We start from the raw sequence: 17959 nt of genomic DNA, 5'->3' as shown, positions 1-17959 counted from the left end.
AGGAGTGCCGGACTGTGCATGGCTCTGGCAATTTTGACCATGTCACCCACAATGCGCTGGCTCGGTGCATATGGAACCAGCAGCGCACCTCGACGTTTCTTATTGTGGCGGCGAAACTATTCGCCGGGTTTAGGAGCAATTATGAAACGCTTTTCAAATTTAACTATCGTTGCAGCTAGCGTCTCGCTACTGCTTTCATCGGTCCCAACTTTCGCAGAAATTGTAAATTACAAGGCGGATTTGACTGCTAAAGCAGAGGTTCCCGCTGCAGACTCCATAGCTACTGGTACGTCGGATATGACGTACGATACCGACGCGAAAAAGTTGAACTGGACAATTACATACAAAGATTTGAGTGGCGACGCGACCGCAGCTCATTTTCACGGCCCAGCCGATATTGGTGAGAACGCCAAACCTGTCGTCCCGATTGAGGGTGCCCTTACAAGCCCGATAGCGGGTGAAGCGACGCTCACCGATGCTCAGGCGGCTGACCTAGAAGCAGGAAAGTGGTACCTCAATCTTCATAGCGACAAGTTCCCCGGCGGAGAAATCCGAGGTCAAGTGGTTAAAGACGGCGCAATGTAGCTATATCCGAGCAACGGTAGGCTGGTTGCGACTAGACACGCGGCGGCGATACCTCTGATCGACCGGATTCTTAGCGGTGCCAGGTTGCGATAATTGCGAGTTCTGCGCGCACCAGCCAAGGAAGGTGATACTTTCATATTCGAATGCTACCGCGGCCGATCTTCCCGATACATTGTTCCCGTCAACGCCCTAACGTCAAAGCGGTATAAAAGAGTTTTGGGATGAAACTTAGTGAACGGCATTCGTGGCCGTGGCGCCGAATAAAATTCGGAGCCGTGGTGATTGTCAGTGCTGGCTGTGTCGCAGCTATCTTGGGAGGGGTGTTTGTCTGGTCGGGCGTCTTCGACGTAGCTGCAACAAGCAAGCATTCGTGGCCGGTGGCGGTGCTCATGCACTACACCATGAGACAATCAGTTGCGTTTCACGCCCCACATATTGATTCTCCCAACTTGGACGATCCGACGCTTATCCTTCGCGGCGCGACGCACTATGCGAGCGGCTGTGCACCATGCCATGGCGCTCCTGGCGAGTTGGCGTCGCCCATCGCACAGCAGATAACCCCAACACCGCCCGGACTTTATTCTGCTGGACGCGATTTCACTCCGAGCCAGCTTTTCTGGATCATCAAGAATGGCGTCAAGATGACTGCAATGCCGGCTTGGCCGGCACAGAAGCGCAATGATGAAATCTGGGCTTTGGTCGCCTTCGTCAAACACCTCCCGGATTATAATACCGAGGCATTTTCCAGGATCAGCGGCTGGAGCGGGACGGCATCGTTTCTTTCAGGCATGCCCGTGGTTGCGCCGGGTGGTAATTTCGATCCGAGCGTCTGTGCCCGTTGCCATGGCCCCGATGGCAAGGGGCGAAATGGCGTTTCTCCCAAAATCGCCGGCCTGAGCGTCACGAGTATTCTTCAGTCATTGCGGGGCTATCGCGATGGCAGCAAGCCCAGCGGTTTCATGCAGCCTGTTGCAGCAGCCCTGACGAACGTGCAGATTGAGCAGGCGGCGAGTTACTATTCTGCTCTTCCTGACAAGATTCCCTCGCTATGAACGCGGGTTCACGCTTGCCGCTCGGTCTCTTCTCACCTGAAGGCGCGGGCGCGCGGGCCATTTCGCCGTTGCTTTGGGGGCTGATTTGGCTCTCGGTCGTCGTCGTCGTCCTTGTTACCATTGCTGTAGTCGTGGGCAGTTTCGTGCGGGCGAGAGGCAATCACGATCCCAGGCTGGTTGTGCCTACGAGATCCGGCCATGGTATCTGGTGGATCTATGGTGGTGTCGGAATTTCGACGATCATGTTGATGGTGTTTACGGGATGGACAGTCGTAATCATCGCCGACATCGCCAAGCCGCCGGCTGTTGCAGACCTCACCATCGACGTCTCGGCGCACCAGTGGTGGTGGGACTTCCACTATGGCGATTCCGATCCTGCCAAGGCATTCACCACCGCCAACGAATTGCATATTCCGGTTGGCGTTCCAGTGCATTTCAATTTGAGCTCACCTGACGTCATCCACAGCTTCTGGGTGCCAGCACTTGGGGGCAAAACTGACGTTATACCCGGACGCATCAATCAGATGTGGCTCCAAGCCGACAAGCCTGGCGTCTACCGAGGGCAGTGTTCTGAATATTGTGGAAAGGAACACGCCGAAATGGGACTTTATGTCGTTGCCGAACCGAAGGCCCAGTTCGAAGTGTGGAAATCAGCCCAGTTGGTTCCCGCAAAAATGCCAACCACAAATGAAATCCAGAGCGGCCTTGCCCGCTTTGTCGATCGGTGCGGCAAATGTCACAGCGTGCGCGGCACACCAGCACACGGTACCAAAGGCCCGGATCTTACCCATTTGATGAGCCGCTCAAAAATCGCCGCCGGTATGTTGAACAACAATATAGGTAATCTTTCTGGATGGATCGCACACCCTCAGGGTCTCAAGCCTGGCGCGCTGATGCCCGATATCGCCATGTCGGGCCCCGAATTTCAGTCAGTGCTTGCTTATGTCGAGACCTTGAGATGAAGGACGCGTGAGATGAGCGTTACCAAATACGAACGAGTTCCTGAAATCCGAAGCCTGGCGGACGATCCTGACCTGCCACGACGCCTCGAAGCGTTGTGGGAAACCAAGCCTGGTTTCTACGGTTGGATCGCCTCTGTTGACCACAAGTCGATTGGCATACGCTACCTCGTAACCTCTTTCGTCTTTCTGTTGCTGGGTGGGCTCGAAGCGCTGGTGATGCGCATTCAACTCGCTCAACCAGGCGTGCATGTGTTGACCGCGGAACAATATAACCAACTATTCTCCATGCACGGCATCACCATGATTTTTCTCTACGCATTGCCGGTGCTGTCAGGATTTTCAAATTTCCTGTTTCCGCTGGTGCTGGGAGCCCGCGATATGGCATTCCCGCGCCTCAACGCGTTCTCCTACTGGGTCTATCTCGGAGCCGGCATCTTCATGTATGCAAGCTTCCTCGTCGGGGCTGTGCCCGATGACGGTTGGTTCAACTACGCGCCGAATTCACTGAAGGCGTTCAGCCCCGGTCCCAACATGGACTTTTATGCACTGGGGATGATTTTCCTGGGCATCTCGACCACGGTCGGTGCCGCAAACTTCGTCGTCACCGTTCTCAGGATGCGGGCGCCGGGGATGTCCATCAATCGCCTGCCGATCCTTGTCTGGGGCACCACCACGGTTTCAGCTGGCATCCTTCTCTCAGTACCGGCGGTGAGCCTGGCATTCTTCATGTTGTGGCTCGATCGCCAGTTCGGCACCCATTTTTTCAACGCCCAGACAGATGGTTTGCCGCTGCTCTGGCAGCATCTGTTCTGGCTGTTTGCCCATCCGTGGGTTTACATCATCGTGTTGCCCGCCATGGGTCTGGTTTCTGACGCGCTGCCAATTCTTTGCCGCCGACCTATTGTGGGCTACACGCTGGTAGTGCTGGCAACCGTTCTGACCATGGTGCTGGGGTTCGGCGTCTGGGTCCACCACATGTTCGCAACCGGCCTGCCGCTTATCGCCTCCTCCTTCTTTTCCGGCGCCTCTTTCATCATCACCATCCCGAGTGCTGTTGCGACCTTTGCCTGGGTGGCGACGATCTGGACCGGGCGGCCGGTATTCACAACGGCGTTTCTCTATTTCGCCAGTTTCATCGTGATGTTCGTCATTGGTGGGGTATCGGGCGTGGTAACAGCCGCTGTACCGGCCGATCTTCAACTCACCGACACCTATTTCGTCGTCGCCCATATCCACTACGTCCTTATCGGCATCAATTTGTTCGGGGTTCTCGGCGCGCTCTATTTCTGGTTCCCCAAAATTGCTGGGCGCATGCTCAATGAGCGGCTCGGACAGTGGAGTTTCTGGATCATATTCATCGGCTTCAACGTCGCCTTCCTGCCCATGCACCTGACTGGCCTGATGGGAATGCCGAGGCGGATCTATACCTATCCGGAAAGCATGGGGCTCGGGGGAATCAACATGATCTCGACTGCCGGCTCATTCCTTCTCGCCGTCGGCATTCTCCTGCTTTTGGGAAACGTCTGGATCAGCCTTCGCAAGGGTCTTATCGCGCCAGACAATCCATGGGATGCACCGACGCTCGAATGGTCGACTTCCTCACCGCCACCGCCTTATAATTTCGCACTTGTTCCCGCCATAGCGAGCCGACACCCTTTATGGGAGGACCGGTTGCGGGAAGGATCCGGCCGCTCCATGCTGGATCGTGGTTTTGTCCTCGATCAAGGCAAGGAGGCATTGGCAACGACGGTGCTCGACGCTGAACCGGACGTTATCCTCAAAATGCCGGAGGATTCGCCATGGCCATTCATCCTGACCCTTGCCATCAGTTCGGGGTTTACCAGCATGTTGGTGCGATCGTGGTGGGGGACAGCGGTCGCGGCCATAGGCATCGCCCTTTGCCTTGTCTTCTGGCTGTGGCCAAAACGACAACTCTTGCAGATAGCGAGGGCGGGTCATGGCTGAGTTGAGCCTTCGATCCGGGGAGGAAGACATTGCGGTTCGGCTGTTGCCGATCGGCAGCCCGGGCCGAAAGTCATCGGGCTGGTTCGGCATGATGATGCTTATCGCGACCGAAGTGCCGCTTTTTGTCTATCTGCTGTTCAGCTACTTTTATTTCGTTATCTGGAGCAATGGTGCTTTCCTGCCAAAGGACCCTCCGAAGTTTGATCTGTCCGGTCCTGATACAATAATTTTGCTGTTGAGCAGCGTCTTCGTCTGGTGGGGCGAGAAAGGCGCGCGCAAAGGCAGCCGCCGACAATTGTCGCTGGGGTTGCTCGGAGGCATAGTCCTCGGGGCTATTTTCGTCGGAGTGCAATTGCTCGAGTGGTCGGGCAAACCCTATCGGTTCAACTCTAGCGCCTACAGTTCGTTGTATTTCACCATTACCGGCTTTCATCTTGCCCATGTCGTTGTCGGCATGTTGATTCTGTTGATTTTACTGGTCTGGTCGCTGCTCGGATACTTCGACAGCAAACGACATGCCCCCGTCGCCATCGGTGCCATCTACTGGCATTTCGTCGATGCGGTTTGGCTCGTCGTGTTCTTCACTATCTATGTCAGCCCGTATCTAGGGTCAGGACTCATTGATCTGGTTGGACTGGTATGAGCAAATTTGTTCGGATACGAGGAGAAAGCCCACAGGAAACCATCCGGTTTTCAAGGGCTTGCGACACTGTAGGCGGGCAAATTTGCCATATCCACCCGGACGGCGAAACGGCTGCGACCTGCGTCGTCGAACCACTCGACCGGGGGTGGACCCCGCTCTTCGCGCTTCTCTTTGCATCTCATTGCCGTTTCAGCCGCCATTCCAATCACATTAATGAGTCCTGACCCTAGGATAACCCATGTCGACCACCCCTCACGCGAACGGTCTAAATATCGGTCACCCCGCACCGCAACGGCATCAGTCTCATCCCTCTCTGCTCCTGTTTGTTTTAATGGGTGCGCCAATGGCATGGCTGATCCAGCTCCTTTTCGGCTTCGCTTCAACCAGTTATGTCTGCACAGATGCAAGACATGGTGCCGTTCCAGGCTGGATGGGCCCCATGATCATTGGATTCAATTTCGCGGGATTGGCAATTGCCGCTGCCGCCCTGACATTCTCGCTGACGTTGCTCAGACGGACCACCCATGAGCATCGTCAACGTTCGGGCGCCATCATGGACGCTGGCGAAGGGCGCACGCGATTCCTTGCGGTCTGGGGCGTTTTTATTTCACTCGTCTTTATCGTCGCAATGCTAGCCAATTCGCTCTCATTATTTCTGGTGCCACTATGCAGAACCTGATGTTCAATCGAGCAACAAATTTTTGGCGCTTTGCCGTCGCGGTCGTATTGATCGGTACCATCACCGCTTGTTCGAAACCGCAGGCGGCGAGACTTGCTGGCAACCCCGACAACATAGGCGACCCCGCAAAGGGACAAGCGCTGATCGAAAAGCTCGGTTGTGGATCCTGCCACGATATTCCGGGCGTCGTTGGTGCGCATGGCATGGTCGGGCCACCGCTAGCCCGGATGGCTAGCCGTCAATACATTGCCGGAATGCTGCGCAACACGCCCGACAATATGGTGCATTGGCTGCGGTTCCCGCAAAAAGTCGTTCCCGGCAATGCCATGCCCAATCTCGGCATATCGGATGGCGACGCGCACCAGATCGCCGCCTATCTGGCGACGTTGAAATGAGACATGCAGGGGCACGGCTGGGGGCGGCGACTGCCAGCGAAGGAGCACGCTGGGCCTGCGCCAGTTTTGCTGCCGGTTTATTGGTTCTGGCCGCACTTTGGCTCGGTCCGTTGACGCCATTAAGCCGGACGGCATTCTCGCCGCACATGCTATTGCATCTGGGAATTGTGGTGGTTGCCGCGCCTTTCATGGCATTCGGTCTCGCATATTATTTGCCACCATTTACCGGCTTCGGCAATGCGTTGTCGTGGAGCCTGTTGGCGATGTTAGTCGAGATGGTTGCTGTCTGGGGCTGGCACATCCCGCTACTGCACGATGCGGCAAACCGCAATACGAACCTGTTTGTCCTTGAGCAGGCGTCTTTTCTTCTGGCGGGCCTAGCCGTCTGGACCGTCGCTTTTGCCGCGAAAAGTCGTGAGACGGCACCGGCAGCTGCACTCGCGTTGTTCTTCACATTCACGCATATGACAATGTTCGGGCTCATTCTAACGCTTGCGCCAAAACTACTTTACGACCCCGATCTCTGTCGCGGCGCATTTGGGCTGGATAGACTACAAAACCAACATCTGGGCGGCGTGCTCATGGCGGTAGGCGGGGGCCTGCCTTACCTGATCGGTACGGGTTGGACGATGTCGAAATTGCTGCGCTGAGGTCACGCTATCTGGCGCGGCCGCGCGTATCAATCACTGAGCGGCTTTGGCTCCAGAAGTTGTATAGCGTCGATGTCGACGAAGGGCAGATCTACCCCTGCACCTATCTCACGCGCTGAGCAGATAAACACACGATCTTCATCCCGCTTGGTGTCTTTGCCCGTGACCAGATTCACGCCGAAAGTCTCGGAAACCGCCGCCTCAATCTCGTCGAGGAAGCGACGGTACTCTTGTAAGCGGTGGCGCCGTTGGCATTTGCCGATGATGCGACCGGTGGCGATATCATGCGAACAGGGATGTTGTACCGTGACGCGTGTAGCCATGATTGCGCCGTTCGATTTGGCCCGCACGCTTCGGCAGCACCGGCTGCGTGCGACCCAGTACCTGAATAGGGCATTTTTCGTCGACGCATAGGACCAGCGCATCGTCAGATGGTGCAATGTGGAGTCCGACGATGTCACGCATCCTCTTGAAGAACAAGGGATCGCGAACAACTGAGGCGTTTGCTACGAGAGTCGGCTGACGTTCTGGCTGATCCGCCTGAACGTGCTATACTCATAGGCGAGCAACCGATACCTACGGGCAATCTTACCTTGTCCAGTGCCAAATTTGATCAAAAGCAATGCAATGATACGCTGATTCAACGTCACGATGGTTAGAGAGCAGAGTCTTTTGGAACCTATTTGATGATTGATGGTTCGATCTCACATTACGATTATTTCCCAGTGACTGCACAAGTTGGTCGCTGACATATTGCCTATCAGAGGAGACATTTCCGCCTTTGCATCTTTCAGACGATACGCTTACTCAGATTGGTTTGACGTCCCCAGATGAACTCCGGTTTCTGACAGGAGGCGGAGAGCTCGGCTGTCTTATCGCCAAGTTCGCTTGGGCTTCCACTCCCTTGGGCCCAATCTCTACATGGCCTGGATATCTCAAGACGACAATCTCATTCATTCTTAGATCACAGGTCCCCATGGCCACGCTTTGGGGTGCCGATGGCGTGATGATCTACAATGATGCCTACTCGGTCGTTGCCGAAACGCGCCATCCACACCTTCTTGGCTCTAAGGTGAGGGAGGGATGGCCAGAGGTGGCAGATTTCAACGATAATGTCATGAAAGTTGTATTGGGCGGGGTACGCTATCGTATCGCGACCAAAGCCTCACCCTCAACCGCTCAGGACGGCCGGAATCCGTGTGGCTGAATCTGGACTATTCCCCAGTTCTGGACGACCAGGCTGTACCCGCCGGGGTAATCGCAATCGTTGTTGAGACTACCGAAAAGGTCCTGGCAGAGCGCTGGCAATCCAGTGAGCGAGAACGCCAGCGACAAATGTTTGAACAGGCACCCGGTTTTATGGCTATGTTGAGCGGCTCGCAACATGTCGTGGAACTAACCAATGCTGCTTACATGCAACTGATTGGTCATCGCGACATCCTTGGCTTGCCTATCCGCAGTGCGTTGCCGGAAGTTGAAGGACAAGGATATTTCGAATTGCTCGATGAGGTCTATCGCACCGGCGAGCCATTCATTGGTCATGCGTTGAAAGCGCAACTGCAACGTGAACCCGACGCCCCCAAAGAAGATCGTTTTTTAGATTTTGTCTATCACCCGGTTCGCAACCCTGATGGAACTGTAACAGGTATTTTTGCACAAGGGGTAGACGTCACCGAACGTGTCCGGACCGAGCAGACCCTGCGTCAGAACGAAGCCAAATTCCGTACATTCGCGGAAGCAATGCCCAACCATGTCTGGACAGCGACACCTGATGGTCAGTTGGATTGGTTCAATCCTCGAGTGTACGACTATTCTGGAAAAAGCCTGGGAGAACTTGATGGCGAAGGGTGGGCCGGTATCGTCCACCCGGATGATCTCGAAAAGGCAGTGAAGAGATGGGCACACGCTCGTGTCATCGGGATGCTCTATGAAACAGAGTTCCGTCTGCGGCGCCACGATGGAGCTTATAGATGGCATATCGCAAGGGCGGTTCCGATCCACGACGCGTCCGGTAACGTGTTGCAATGGATCGGCTCGAATACTGATATTGACGATCAGAAACGAACTGCCAAGGCCTTGTTCGAAAGCGAGCGCCGCTTGCAGCTTTCCCAAGAGGCAGCTGGCATTGCCGCTTTGGAACTGGACATTGCCTCCGGTGAAGTATTTGGCTCTGAAGGGTTTTGGAGCCTTTGGGGCTTGAGCCCGCGCGATAGTGTTCACATCAGCGTTCTGGAAAACATCGTGTTGCCAGAAGATAAGAACATCCGCTCCAACCCCGACACCCGTCGCGAGGGCACGGCTATTCCTCATGTCGAGTACCGCATTCGTCGCCCCGACACCGGCGAACAGCGATGGTTATCGCGACACATCGATTTTCAGTACGATACTGCAGGCAAACCTGTGAAAATGTATGGCGTCATGCAAGATATCACTGAGCGCAAGGAAGCTCAGTCTCGCCAGACTACGCTCACCCATGAACTCGAGCATCGCATCAAGAACATTCTTGCCACCGTATCAGCCATCGCATCCCAAACCTTGCGCAACACTGATCTGGATACCGCCAGGGCTGCATTCACCGACCGGCTACGTGTGCTGGCACAAGCCCACGACATCTTGAACAGCACAAAATGGACCACTGCATCGCTCAACCAGGTGGTTGAAAGCGCAGTAGCAATTCTTCCAGAAACCCAGATTTCCATTTCAGGCCCGCCAGTTCAGATTGCACCCAAAATGGCGCTGTCGTTGGCGCTGGCGGTAAACGAACTCGGAACCAATGCGCTGAAATATGGTGCGCTATCTGAACCTGAAGGGAGTGTGACGATAGACTGGACGCTGAACGTCTCCTATCCTGAAAATCCCCAACTGATCTGGCGGTGGCGTGAGTTAGGAGGGCCGGCGGTCACGGCGCCATCCCGCAAAGGATTTGGCAGCTTTTTAATAGAAAAGGTTTTCGCGACAGATTTTGGTGGCGATGTGCGGATCGAATATCCTGTCGGAGGCGTTGAGTGTGTACTTACTGCACCGCTGCCCGTAGTTGCGACCGTTCCAGAACAGGCCAAATGATTTGAAAGTTTCTCACTCGAGCGTACTCGTGGTTGAAGATGAAGCCCTATTGCTGTTCACAATTGCAGATGAACTGCGGGAGGCAGGGTTCAGGGTTTACGAGGCAATAAATGCGGATGTTGCTATAACCGAGCTCGAGAACCATGAAGACATTGGGGTTCTGTTCACCGACATCGATATGCCTGGCTCGATGGACGGGCTGCGGTTGTCCGCTGCTGTCCGTGATCGATGGCCCCCGATCAAAATTGTGGTTACATCCGGAAAGCACAAACCGGATGCAGGTTTGATGCCAAATGGCAGCGTGTTCATGTCTAAACCGTACGCTGCCGCAAAAGTAGCGGCGACGATGCGTCAATTGCTGGCCGTCTAGGCGGACAGTTGGCCCATTTACTGGCCATGGCGGTGTTTGTTCCGAGTTTGTTTTCGGGTGGTTGAGGCGCGCAACGGTTTTTGCGAAGAGCCGCGCTTTTCTTCATTGTCGGTCAACGACCCATTCGCGGTTACTCGCAGTCTCAGACAATTTCAGAGTCAAATTGCTTTTGCCAAGCGCAGCAGCCCTAGCATTTCGATGACAGTACCGGTGCGAAACGCTATGTAGGTGGGAACCTCAACTCCATGAAAGCGGCGTTTGAAAGCCGCCTGGCCTTTCAGGTTGAACTTTCGTCGATTGATGAAATTTGAGTTATATGCGCTCTGGAAAGTGCCGCGCCAGAAATTGCTTTCGGAAAACCTGCTCGGTTGAATGGCGGCAAGCGGCGACAAGCCCAAAGTCACCATTGAAATTTTCTCCTGGCGTAAACGGTCTATTGAAAATTTGGTAAGCCCGACTTCAGCATGTGCCGACACGGTGCTGTATTTACGTTTGAACGCGGTCGTATAGCCGATACATTCACCGCCTCTGAAAAGAGGGTCAAAATCGATGAGGGCTGCGAGTTGCCGATCTGGTCCAAGCAGAACGAAGCGGCGCATGTCGACACCAAGTTGTGCCGCAAATGGTCGATTCAGAAATTTCATCTCCCATCGGTGAACGATCCGCCCCGCGCGCCAGTTCGTGGAAAGCCTTTCAAACTCATCGTGCATTATGGTTTGATCGTCGGCTTCCGCCAACGTATAGCCATTTTTGAGTAGCCATCGCTCAGAATAGCGAACAGTTTCGTTTGGCTTTCCCGAGAAATCGTGCCCCGGTAAGTCGAGTCGCGTGTCGATCCCCAAGCGATTGACCTTATAGCCAAGCCCGGAAAGCACCCGCGCGGTTTGTTCACTGATCTGCACGAACCACGGATTGTTTCCAGCTTCGGTGAAACGCCGAATATAGTCCGCATGGTCGGCCGCATCGGCGACCGGATCACCGAGCGCAAAGTGATGACCCATTTTTGTTCCGAAAGCGATGTACCCGTTGTCATCGCCAAAATAGGATAAAGCTGACTGAACAACTGTCGAATAGGCGAGCGAAAAATCTCCATATTGATGGAACAATGCCAGTCGGTCTTGTAAAGAAACGTCCGAAGCCACCTTTGGCGCGCGCGCATCAAGGAAGCGATCGATTCGGACGCGCAACGGAGGCATGATTAGCTTTCTCATCGTTAGGGCATGTGGGGGATCAATTTCGGTTATCGCAAGCCTGCACAGGCCGCTTTGGCGCATTTGACGTCGATCATAGGCACATCTGTGTGAGATTGACCACAATCGTTGAGAATCTACATTGATGTGAAACGGGAATTGAGAGCATGACCGACAAGCAGAGTGAAAAGGTGGTCGTGATTGGCGCTGGTTTGGCAGGCTTAACCGTTGGCCACACGCTGTTGAAGGCTGGCGTGCCCACAGTCATCCTTGAAAAAGAGTCCCGAGTCGCAGAACCTTGGCGGCGGCGGCACAAGAACCTTTCTCTCAATACCCATCGCAATCTATCGGCGCTTCCTGGCGTCGACTATCCGAAAGGGACTCCTGCCTTTCCGCATCGTAATGCGGTAATCAGCCATATCGAACAATTCAAGGACAAATACCAACTGCCTGTTCAATTTGGCGTTTCCGTCGAAGAAGTCATTTTCAATGGCAGCCACTGGGTAGTACGTAGCAATGTTGGCGTCCATCTAGCGCGCCATGTAATCATTGCAACGGGACGCGACCAGAAACCGTTCATTCCTCCTTGGCCAGGTATTCAGAATTTTGTCGGCCAGATCATTCATTCGGCAGATTTTGCGGACAGGAATGCCTATGAAGGACAAAAGATTTTGGTCGTCGGCGCTGGGAATTCTGGGTTCGATGTCCTTAATCATCTGGCAGGCGCAAAAACCGCAAATATCTGGCTATCGGCGCGAAACGGACCGTCCATTCTGCCCAAGCGAATAAGCAAGGTCGCAATCCAACGGCTTTCAACGTTTCTGGCCCCGCTGCCACTAAAGGTTGCGGACGCATTTATAGCAATCACACAACGACTTGCTTTTGGCGACTTGACCAAATTCGGATTGCCGCCAGCACCCTCTGGTGGCGCGAGCCGTCTAGATACCGACCATATCGCAATCGCGACCGACGATGGTGCGATCCAAGCGATCAAGGCAGGTAAAATCGTCGTCGTCACCGGAGTGGAGAGATTTGAGCGCGATCGTGTGTTCATGGCCGACGGAACGTCGATTGATCCAGACATAGTCATTGCAGCGACCGGCTACAGCACCGGGCTGAATGAAATGCTTGGCAAATTGGGCGTCCTGGACAGCAAAGGTGTGCCACTTTTTAACGGACATGAAACGAACCCGAATTTGCCGGGATTGTGGTTTATCGGAATGCGCCCCGGCATTGAAGGCTATTTTGCCATTGCCCGAGTCCATGCAAATGCAATCACACGGAAAATCGCGCATAGCAAGTGAGCGACCCGCAAGCAATTGACCGGATATACTCAGCGGCTGGATGTTCAAAAGGGAGGCTGTGACGGACGAGATTGGTCCAGGGAGCGGACCAACGATCGGCACCCCAAAGTATACGACGAAGCGGGCTATCCGGTTGCCACTATTAGATTTTCCGATTTGGTTTCCGACAGAGAGGGCGAGCTCGGTGGGCATGCGGCAGCATCTAACGATTTTGCACAATTTCGTATCATTGTGAGAACAAAAAGGCGGCTCGCGCGTTTACACGACAGGCGATCCCCGCCTTATGGAGAACACCATGGACTGGAACCGCGTCGAAGGAAACTGGAAGCAGATGAAAGGTAATGTCAAAGAACAGTGGGGCAAACTCACCGACGATGATCTGGATGTGATTGCTGGCAAACGAGATCAGCTGGAAGGCAAGATTCAAGAGCGTTACGGCCTCGAAAAGGATCGCGTAAAGCAGGATGTTGACGCTTGGTACGGAACCCAGCGATGGCCGGACTGAATTCCGATAGAAGTTAGCAAAGAAAGCCCGCTGGCCATATAGTCAGCGGGTTTTCTTTTGGAATAATTGTTGGACGGATCGGGGGTTTTGGATTGCCCTCATAATGCTTTGCGGAAAATCAACCTCCTCGCACCGCCACTTACAAGGTTGTGTCGGAAGACATCAAACGACAGACCATCGAAAGACGCCATTTGCAGCATCGCTAGCTCGCTGCAAAAAACTTATCAACTGACAAGGCCGACACTCTGCTGTTTTTACGCACAAGTCAGCGCCAAATATTCTGGTGACGACACATTCAGTGGAACATCTGGTGGTGTTTGAAGTTAAGGTCGAGCGGAGTTGATCCAGCTCGTTCACTTCAGACTTCTTCCAAAAGTGAATATCGCGGTGCATGAAATCTCCGTTGCATCAGGCGCGATCGGGCAATCTCAAGGAGATATCTATGAACAAGTTTCTGGCAACCACAGCACTTACTATCGTCCTGCTTGGCGGCAACGCCTTTGCAGCCAATATGGCACCGATGGCGATGTATCAACAGCAGCCGACCGACATCTTGGCGTCGAAGTTCATTGGGATGCGTCTTTACGCGACTGAAAAAGATATGACAGCAGATGCCGTCGTGAAGCCAGGTGCAGAAAAGGGATGGGATGACATTGGCGAAGTCAATGAGGTTATCCTAAGCCGTCAGGGTGAAGTCAAAGCTGTTGTGCTTGGCGTCGGTGGTTTTCTGGGAATAGGGGAAAAAGATGTCGCCATTCCCATGAAAGATATCAAGTTCGTCAGGGATGGCGACAATGCCGACGATTATTTCCTGGTGGTCAACGCAAACAAGCAGATGTTAACCGATGCACCAGCCTATGTTGCTCCGACAGCGATGGCTGACAACTCGACGAATGTGACGACCCCTGCCTCACCATCAGGTGAAACGACACTGGTTCGGCCAGATGTAACGCGCGAAGGTTATCGTGCAACCGAAATGACGGATTTGACATCTGAAAATCTCACCGGAGCGCATGTCTACGGGCCAAAGGATGAAGATATCGGTGAAGTCGACAAGCTGGTTCTGAACGCCGATGGCTCAGTCAAACAACTCGTTATGAACATCGGCGGGTTTCTCGGGATGGGAGAGCATCAAATCGCTGTTGGCCTCGATCAACTCAATATCATGAGAAACGAAAAGGGTGATGATGTTCGCGTTTATATCGACTCTACCGAAGAGACATTGAAGGCTCAGCCCGAATACGAAGACAAATGAAAATCCATGTGGCCCGAGGCCGTGAACCTCGGGCCGCAACAGCGTTCTGCAGAAACGTGAGATGTGTGGAGCACCAGTTCAATGAATCGCTTCAGTGGAGGTTTGCCGACTCGTCGGGAACCGATGGTTCTTGAACTGGTTATTCTCTCAAGCAAAGGAGGAAATCAACATGAACACTTCAACACACGCACGCCTTGTTTCATCATCCGATGTGAACGGGACTGAGGTTTACAGCCGCGAAGGGTCGCACATTGGGTCGATCGACCACCTTATGATCGACAAGCAATCTGGCAAAGTTGCTTATGCGGTGATGGGCTTTGGCGGTTTTCTCGGGATTGGCGAGGACCATCACCCGGTTCCCTGGAGCAAGCTTCAATATGACACCAGTAAGGATGGCTTCACGACCGACATCACAGAGCAAGAAGTCAAAGGCGCGCCGGAGCGCAACGACAACTGGTATGCGGATCGCGATTGGGAACGCCGGACCCATGAACACTACGGGGTTCAAAATTACTGGCTTTGACAAGTCATCGTTAAATTGATTGCGGCCCCGAACGGGACCGCAATCTGTTTGTGAAGCTGTTAAACAAATTGAACTTCCGTCCCGACCTGAAACTGAAGAATTCTATGGGATCATCACATGCCCAAGGAACAGGGGATTTTTCTTAAGACGACTGACCGGGACTGGTTCACCGTTCACCGGGGAGCTTCTCCCGTTCTTGGCACCGCGATCCACAATGGGCATGAAGTGAGGTACGATCTGGAAAGCCAGATGGTCCTTCCAGAAGATGAACGGTTACGCGAGGAAGATCCCTTCACCGAATTCATAATCCGTGATCTCCCAAATCGCGTTGCCTTTCATAGATCCCGCTTTGCTGTAGATCTCAATCGAGCACGTGACCAGGCAGTGTACCTGTCGCCTGAACAATCGTGGGGGCTTGAGGTATGGGAGGACGAACCATCAGATGAAATGATCGGACAATCGCTTCAGATGCACGATCACTACTATATTATGCTCAAGACGATGCTGCGCGAACTCGAAGAGCAATACGGTCGTTTTGTAGTGCTGGACATCCATAGCTACAATCACCGTCGCGATGGACCTGACACTCCCGCAAGCGATCCGGACGCCATGCCGGAAATCAACATCGGCACGCATTCAATGAACAGAGAGAAATGGGCTCATGTCGTTGATCCCTTCATTGAGAGGCTGGGAGAATGTGAGCTTCGTGGGCAAAAGATGGATGTGCGAGAAAACGTGGCGTTTCAGGGCAAAGGGGAGCAAACCCGGTTTATCCATTCCATGTTTCCTGACACCGGCTGCGCCATAGCGATCGAGTTCAAGAAATTCTTCATGGACGAATGGACCGGAAAACCTGACCGCGAGGCGCTTGTCGCGATGCGGAGCATGATCCGATCAAGCTTGCCGTTGCTTGAGGCCATCGTTGAAGATACGACATGAACACGGCCGCACGGAAAACCCGGACAATCGGGGCGATCATATCGTCTCTGGCAACAGCAAAACCAATTCGCGAAACGCTGCGGTCAGGTGCGCGGCTGCACATCGATCGCCCACTTCCCTTCATCGTCGTGTATCAGGAACAAGGTGAAGTTCGACAGGCCGCCCATGATATTACAACGTCAAATGCGTGTTACCTTGTTTCTCCGAACCTTGCCGCAGACATCAGTACTCTGAACAAGCTAAGTCGTGAAATGATCGACCGGTTCGGGGCGTTTCTGATGATTGTCGTGTCCGAATTCGTTCAGGACAGACATCTCACCGACGACAGCCCCTATTTGCCCGACTTCGATATCGAGCTACGGACCGTACCGCGAGCAGACACACAGGCGGCAATGAACGCGACGGTCAAAGCGATCGAGGCTGTCGCGGTCAAATATCGCTCCCCAGTTCTTTCTACAGCCATTACGCAAAGAAGTGACGATACGATGCTCGATGGCCTTGATCCGTCGATCGGACTGCTCTCAATGCGTTTCGCGCCCATCTACAAACAACCCGACGGCGACGCGGTCTATCCCGATCTGCGCGAACGCGTGGTTGCCAATATATACGACGCGCTTCTTCACGGCGCTGCCGCATTTTCCAAGGCCAACGGGGCAGTTGAGCTGTTGTCGCACCGTGCTCTGGGTCGCCGTTCATTTGTGGACACCGTAAAAAAGCTGGACAAGCAGATCGATCGGGTTTGCGCCTCTTTGATTTTCTCATGGCGATAACGCCGATCAACACTGCGGCAGCGTGGGAAGAATTCAACGAGCACGAGCGGGAACGTGCGCCAAACTTCCTCTATCGTCCACTTACGGTCGACGTGGACACTGAGAAAAAAGCTCTTCACGCCCTAGCTTTCGAAAATCTGGAAGATCCGGTCCTCTACGAAATATACCGTGAAAAACAGCAGGAACTTGATCTCCAACTGACCGCAATCAACATGAGAGGCACGCCACGGTTCAGAGAGGCCACTAGGCTTCTGTACGGCCCTGTCGAAGCGGAGCTTTTACGTCTTGGGGAGGATATCCTTTCGCTTCCTGTGCCTCAGGGAACTGCGTTGAAGGGAGAAGGCGGTCTCGACGGTCACGTTGATTGCTACGAATTGAAGGAAGCGGCCAGTCGGATGGTTGCGGCTTATCGAGCAGAATATACGGGGTTTGAAGCTGAGATCGTAATTCGCGATGATTTGCCGGCAGGTATGATGGTATCGGGGCGATGCCTGATGATATCGCGCAGCACCCGCATGACACGTGGTCGAGTCCATGCGTTACTCAGCCATGAAATAGGGGTTCATCTCATGACGCATTTTGCGGGTGACGCACAAGGATTGAAAATTTTCGGTACGGGTCTTGCGGGCTATGAAGGAACACAGGAAGGATTGGCAGTATTCGCGGAATATCTTTCCGGTGGGCTTACAACGGGCCGTTTGCGACTTCTAGCGGCGCGGGTCGTCGGTTGTGCGGCCATGTTGGAAGGGGCGAGTTTCATTGAAACCTATCGGATGTTAACGCGGGAACACGGATTTTCCGCCGGTGCCGCGTTCAACCTAACTGTGCGGCTCTATCGCTCTGGTGGCTTGGCAAAAGATGCTATTTATCTGCGCGGCCTGCGCGACGTTCTGCAACATGTTGGCGCGGGAAAATCGCTCGATCCATTCTGGCTCGGAAAATTCTCGAAAGCCCAGTTTCCAATGATTTATGAACTTGCAACACGCGGATTGCTCAAAAGGCCGCCGATCACTCCCGCATTTCTCAAAGGCATTTGTGCAGAAAAGCGTCTTGCTGCAGCTCGTGCAGGCATGACGCCTGCCGACCTTATATCAGGTTAGGACAAACCC

Annotated in this window: 20 protein-coding genes; 18 read left to right on the top strand and 2 right to left on the bottom strand. The window is 53.9% G+C overall.

The annotated features are described in order from the left end of the window. Window positions 1-141: 141 nt before the first annotated feature. From AC0L7S_RS19170 to AC0L7S_RS19135, 8 genes are all read left to right on the top strand, one after another. Window positions 142-585: a CHRD domain-containing protein gene (locus AC0L7S_RS19170; RefSeq protein ID WP_473472453.1), complete on the top strand. Its 444-nt coding sequence runs from the start codon at window positions 142-144 to the stop codon at window positions 583-585. Window positions 586-863: 278 nt separating this feature from the next. Beyond that, window positions 864-1637: a c-type cytochrome gene (locus AC0L7S_RS19165; protein ID WP_473472452.1), complete on the top strand. Its 774-nt coding sequence runs from the start codon at window positions 864-866 to the stop codon at window positions 1635-1637. Beyond that, window positions 1634-2599, top strand: coding sequence for a cytochrome c oxidase subunit II (gene coxB, locus AC0L7S_RS19160; RefSeq protein ID WP_473472451.1), 966 nt, complete (start codon window positions 1634-1636; stop codon window positions 2597-2599). Before AC0L7S_RS19165 ends, coxB begins: the two co-directional genes overlap by 4 nt. A 12-nt stretch (window positions 2600-2611) precedes the next feature. Next, the gene (ctaD, locus tag AC0L7S_RS19155) at window positions 2612-4564 is read left to right on the top strand and encodes a cytochrome c oxidase subunit I (RefSeq protein WP_473472450.1); all 1953 of its coding nucleotides are present in this window, start codon (window positions 2612-2614) and stop codon (window positions 4562-4564) included. Then, entirely contained in the window at window positions 4557-5207 is a 651-nt protein-coding gene (locus AC0L7S_RS19150) for a cytochrome c oxidase subunit 3 (protein WP_473472449.1), read from the top strand. Before ctaD ends, AC0L7S_RS19150 begins: the two co-directional genes overlap by 8 nt. 439 nt (window positions 5208-5646) lie before the next feature. Continuing rightward, window positions 5647-5886, top strand: a complete 240-nt coding sequence (locus tag AC0L7S_RS19145; RefSeq protein ID WP_473472448.1) for a hypothetical protein — start codon at window positions 5647-5649, stop codon at window positions 5884-5886. Beyond that, entirely contained in the window at window positions 5886-6281 is a 396-nt protein-coding gene (locus tag AC0L7S_RS19140) for a c-type cytochrome (RefSeq protein WP_473472447.1), read from the top strand. The genes AC0L7S_RS19145 and AC0L7S_RS19140 overlap by 1 nt, the downstream gene beginning before the upstream one ends. Further along, window positions 6278-6931 (top strand): cytochrome c oxidase assembly protein, encoded by a 654-nt coding sequence (locus AC0L7S_RS19135; protein ID WP_473472446.1) that lies wholly within the window; start codon window positions 6278-6280, stop codon window positions 6929-6931. The genes AC0L7S_RS19140 and AC0L7S_RS19135 overlap by 4 nt, the downstream gene beginning before the upstream one ends. Before the next feature lie 29 nt (window positions 6932-6960). On the opposite strand, the gene AC0L7S_RS19130 is transcribed toward AC0L7S_RS19135, so the two are convergent. Continuing rightward, window positions 6961-7254 carry a hypothetical protein gene (locus AC0L7S_RS19130; RefSeq protein WP_473472445.1) on the bottom strand — a complete coding sequence of 98 codons (294 nt, stop codon included), beginning with the start codon at window positions 7252-7254 and terminating at the stop codon, window positions 6961-6963. A 653-nt stretch (window positions 7255-7907) separates the two neighbouring features. On the opposite strand from AC0L7S_RS19130, the gene AC0L7S_RS19125 reads away from it, so the two are divergent. Genes AC0L7S_RS19125 through AC0L7S_RS19115 form a run of 3 tightly spaced genes read left to right on the top strand, consistent with a single transcriptional unit; the run spans window position 7908 to window position 10364 of the window. Beyond that, window positions 7908-8138: a hypothetical protein gene (locus tag AC0L7S_RS19125; RefSeq protein WP_473472444.1), complete on the top strand. Its 231-nt coding sequence runs from the start codon at window positions 7908-7910 to the stop codon at window positions 8136-8138. Continuing rightward, window positions 8129-9994, top strand: coding sequence for a PAS domain-containing sensor histidine kinase (locus AC0L7S_RS19120; RefSeq protein WP_473472443.1), 1866 nt, complete (start codon window positions 8129-8131; stop codon window positions 9992-9994). Before AC0L7S_RS19125 ends, AC0L7S_RS19120 begins: the two co-directional genes overlap by 10 nt. 28 nt (window positions 9995-10022) lie before the next feature. Beyond that, on the top strand, window positions 10023-10364 hold the full coding sequence (locus AC0L7S_RS19115; RefSeq protein WP_473472442.1) for a response regulator: 342 nt from the start codon (window positions 10023-10025) through the stop codon (window positions 10362-10364). 158 nt (window positions 10365-10522) lie between these two features. On the opposite strand, the gene AC0L7S_RS19110 is transcribed toward AC0L7S_RS19115, so the two are convergent. Further along, window positions 10523-11560 (bottom strand): phosphatidylglycerol lysyltransferase domain-containing protein, encoded by a 1038-nt coding sequence (locus tag AC0L7S_RS19110; RefSeq protein WP_473472441.1) that lies wholly within the window; start codon window positions 11558-11560, stop codon window positions 10523-10525. 161 nt (window positions 11561-11721) lie between these two features. Here AC0L7S_RS19110 and AC0L7S_RS19105 point away from each other — a divergent pair, with 161 nt between their 5' ends. From AC0L7S_RS19105 to AC0L7S_RS19075, 7 genes are all read left to right on the top strand, one after another. Then, window positions 11722-12858: a flavin-containing monooxygenase gene (locus AC0L7S_RS19105; protein WP_473472440.1), complete on the top strand. Its 1137-nt coding sequence runs from the start codon at window positions 11722-11724 to the stop codon at window positions 12856-12858. 295 nt (window positions 12859-13153) lie between these two features. Beyond that, window positions 13154-13363, top strand: coding sequence for a CsbD family protein (locus tag AC0L7S_RS19100; protein WP_473472439.1), 210 nt, complete (start codon window positions 13154-13156; stop codon window positions 13361-13363). Window positions 13364-13805: 442 nt separating this feature from the next. After that, window positions 13806-14618, top strand: a complete 813-nt coding sequence (locus tag AC0L7S_RS19095) for a PRC-barrel domain-containing protein (protein WP_473472438.1) — start codon at window positions 13806-13808, stop codon at window positions 14616-14618. A 169-nt stretch (window positions 14619-14787) separates the two neighbouring features. After that, the gene (locus tag AC0L7S_RS19090) at window positions 14788-15141 is read left to right on the top strand and encodes a PRC-barrel domain-containing protein (protein ID WP_473472437.1); all 354 of its coding nucleotides are present in this window, start codon (window positions 14788-14790) and stop codon (window positions 15139-15141) included. Window positions 15142-15258: 117 nt separating this feature from the next. Continuing rightward, window positions 15259-16080, top strand: a complete 822-nt coding sequence (locus AC0L7S_RS19085; RefSeq protein WP_473472436.1) for an N-formylglutamate amidohydrolase — start codon at window positions 15259-15261, stop codon at window positions 16078-16080. Then, complete coding sequence (locus AC0L7S_RS19080) at window positions 16077-16850, top strand: hypothetical protein (protein WP_473472435.1); 774 nt, start codon at window positions 16077-16079, stop codon at window positions 16848-16850. Before AC0L7S_RS19085 ends, AC0L7S_RS19080 begins: the two co-directional genes overlap by 4 nt. Next, window positions 16841-17950, top strand: coding sequence for a flavohemoglobin expression-modulating QEGLA motif protein (locus AC0L7S_RS19075; RefSeq protein WP_473472434.1), 1110 nt, complete (start codon window positions 16841-16843; stop codon window positions 17948-17950). Before AC0L7S_RS19080 ends, AC0L7S_RS19075 begins: the two co-directional genes overlap by 10 nt. The last annotated feature ends 9 nt before the right edge of the window (window positions 17951-17959 follow it).

Source organism: Mesorhizobium sp. G2-6-1 (genome assembly GCF_055809095.1).
This window is presented reverse-complemented; position numbering and strand designations above follow the sequence as displayed.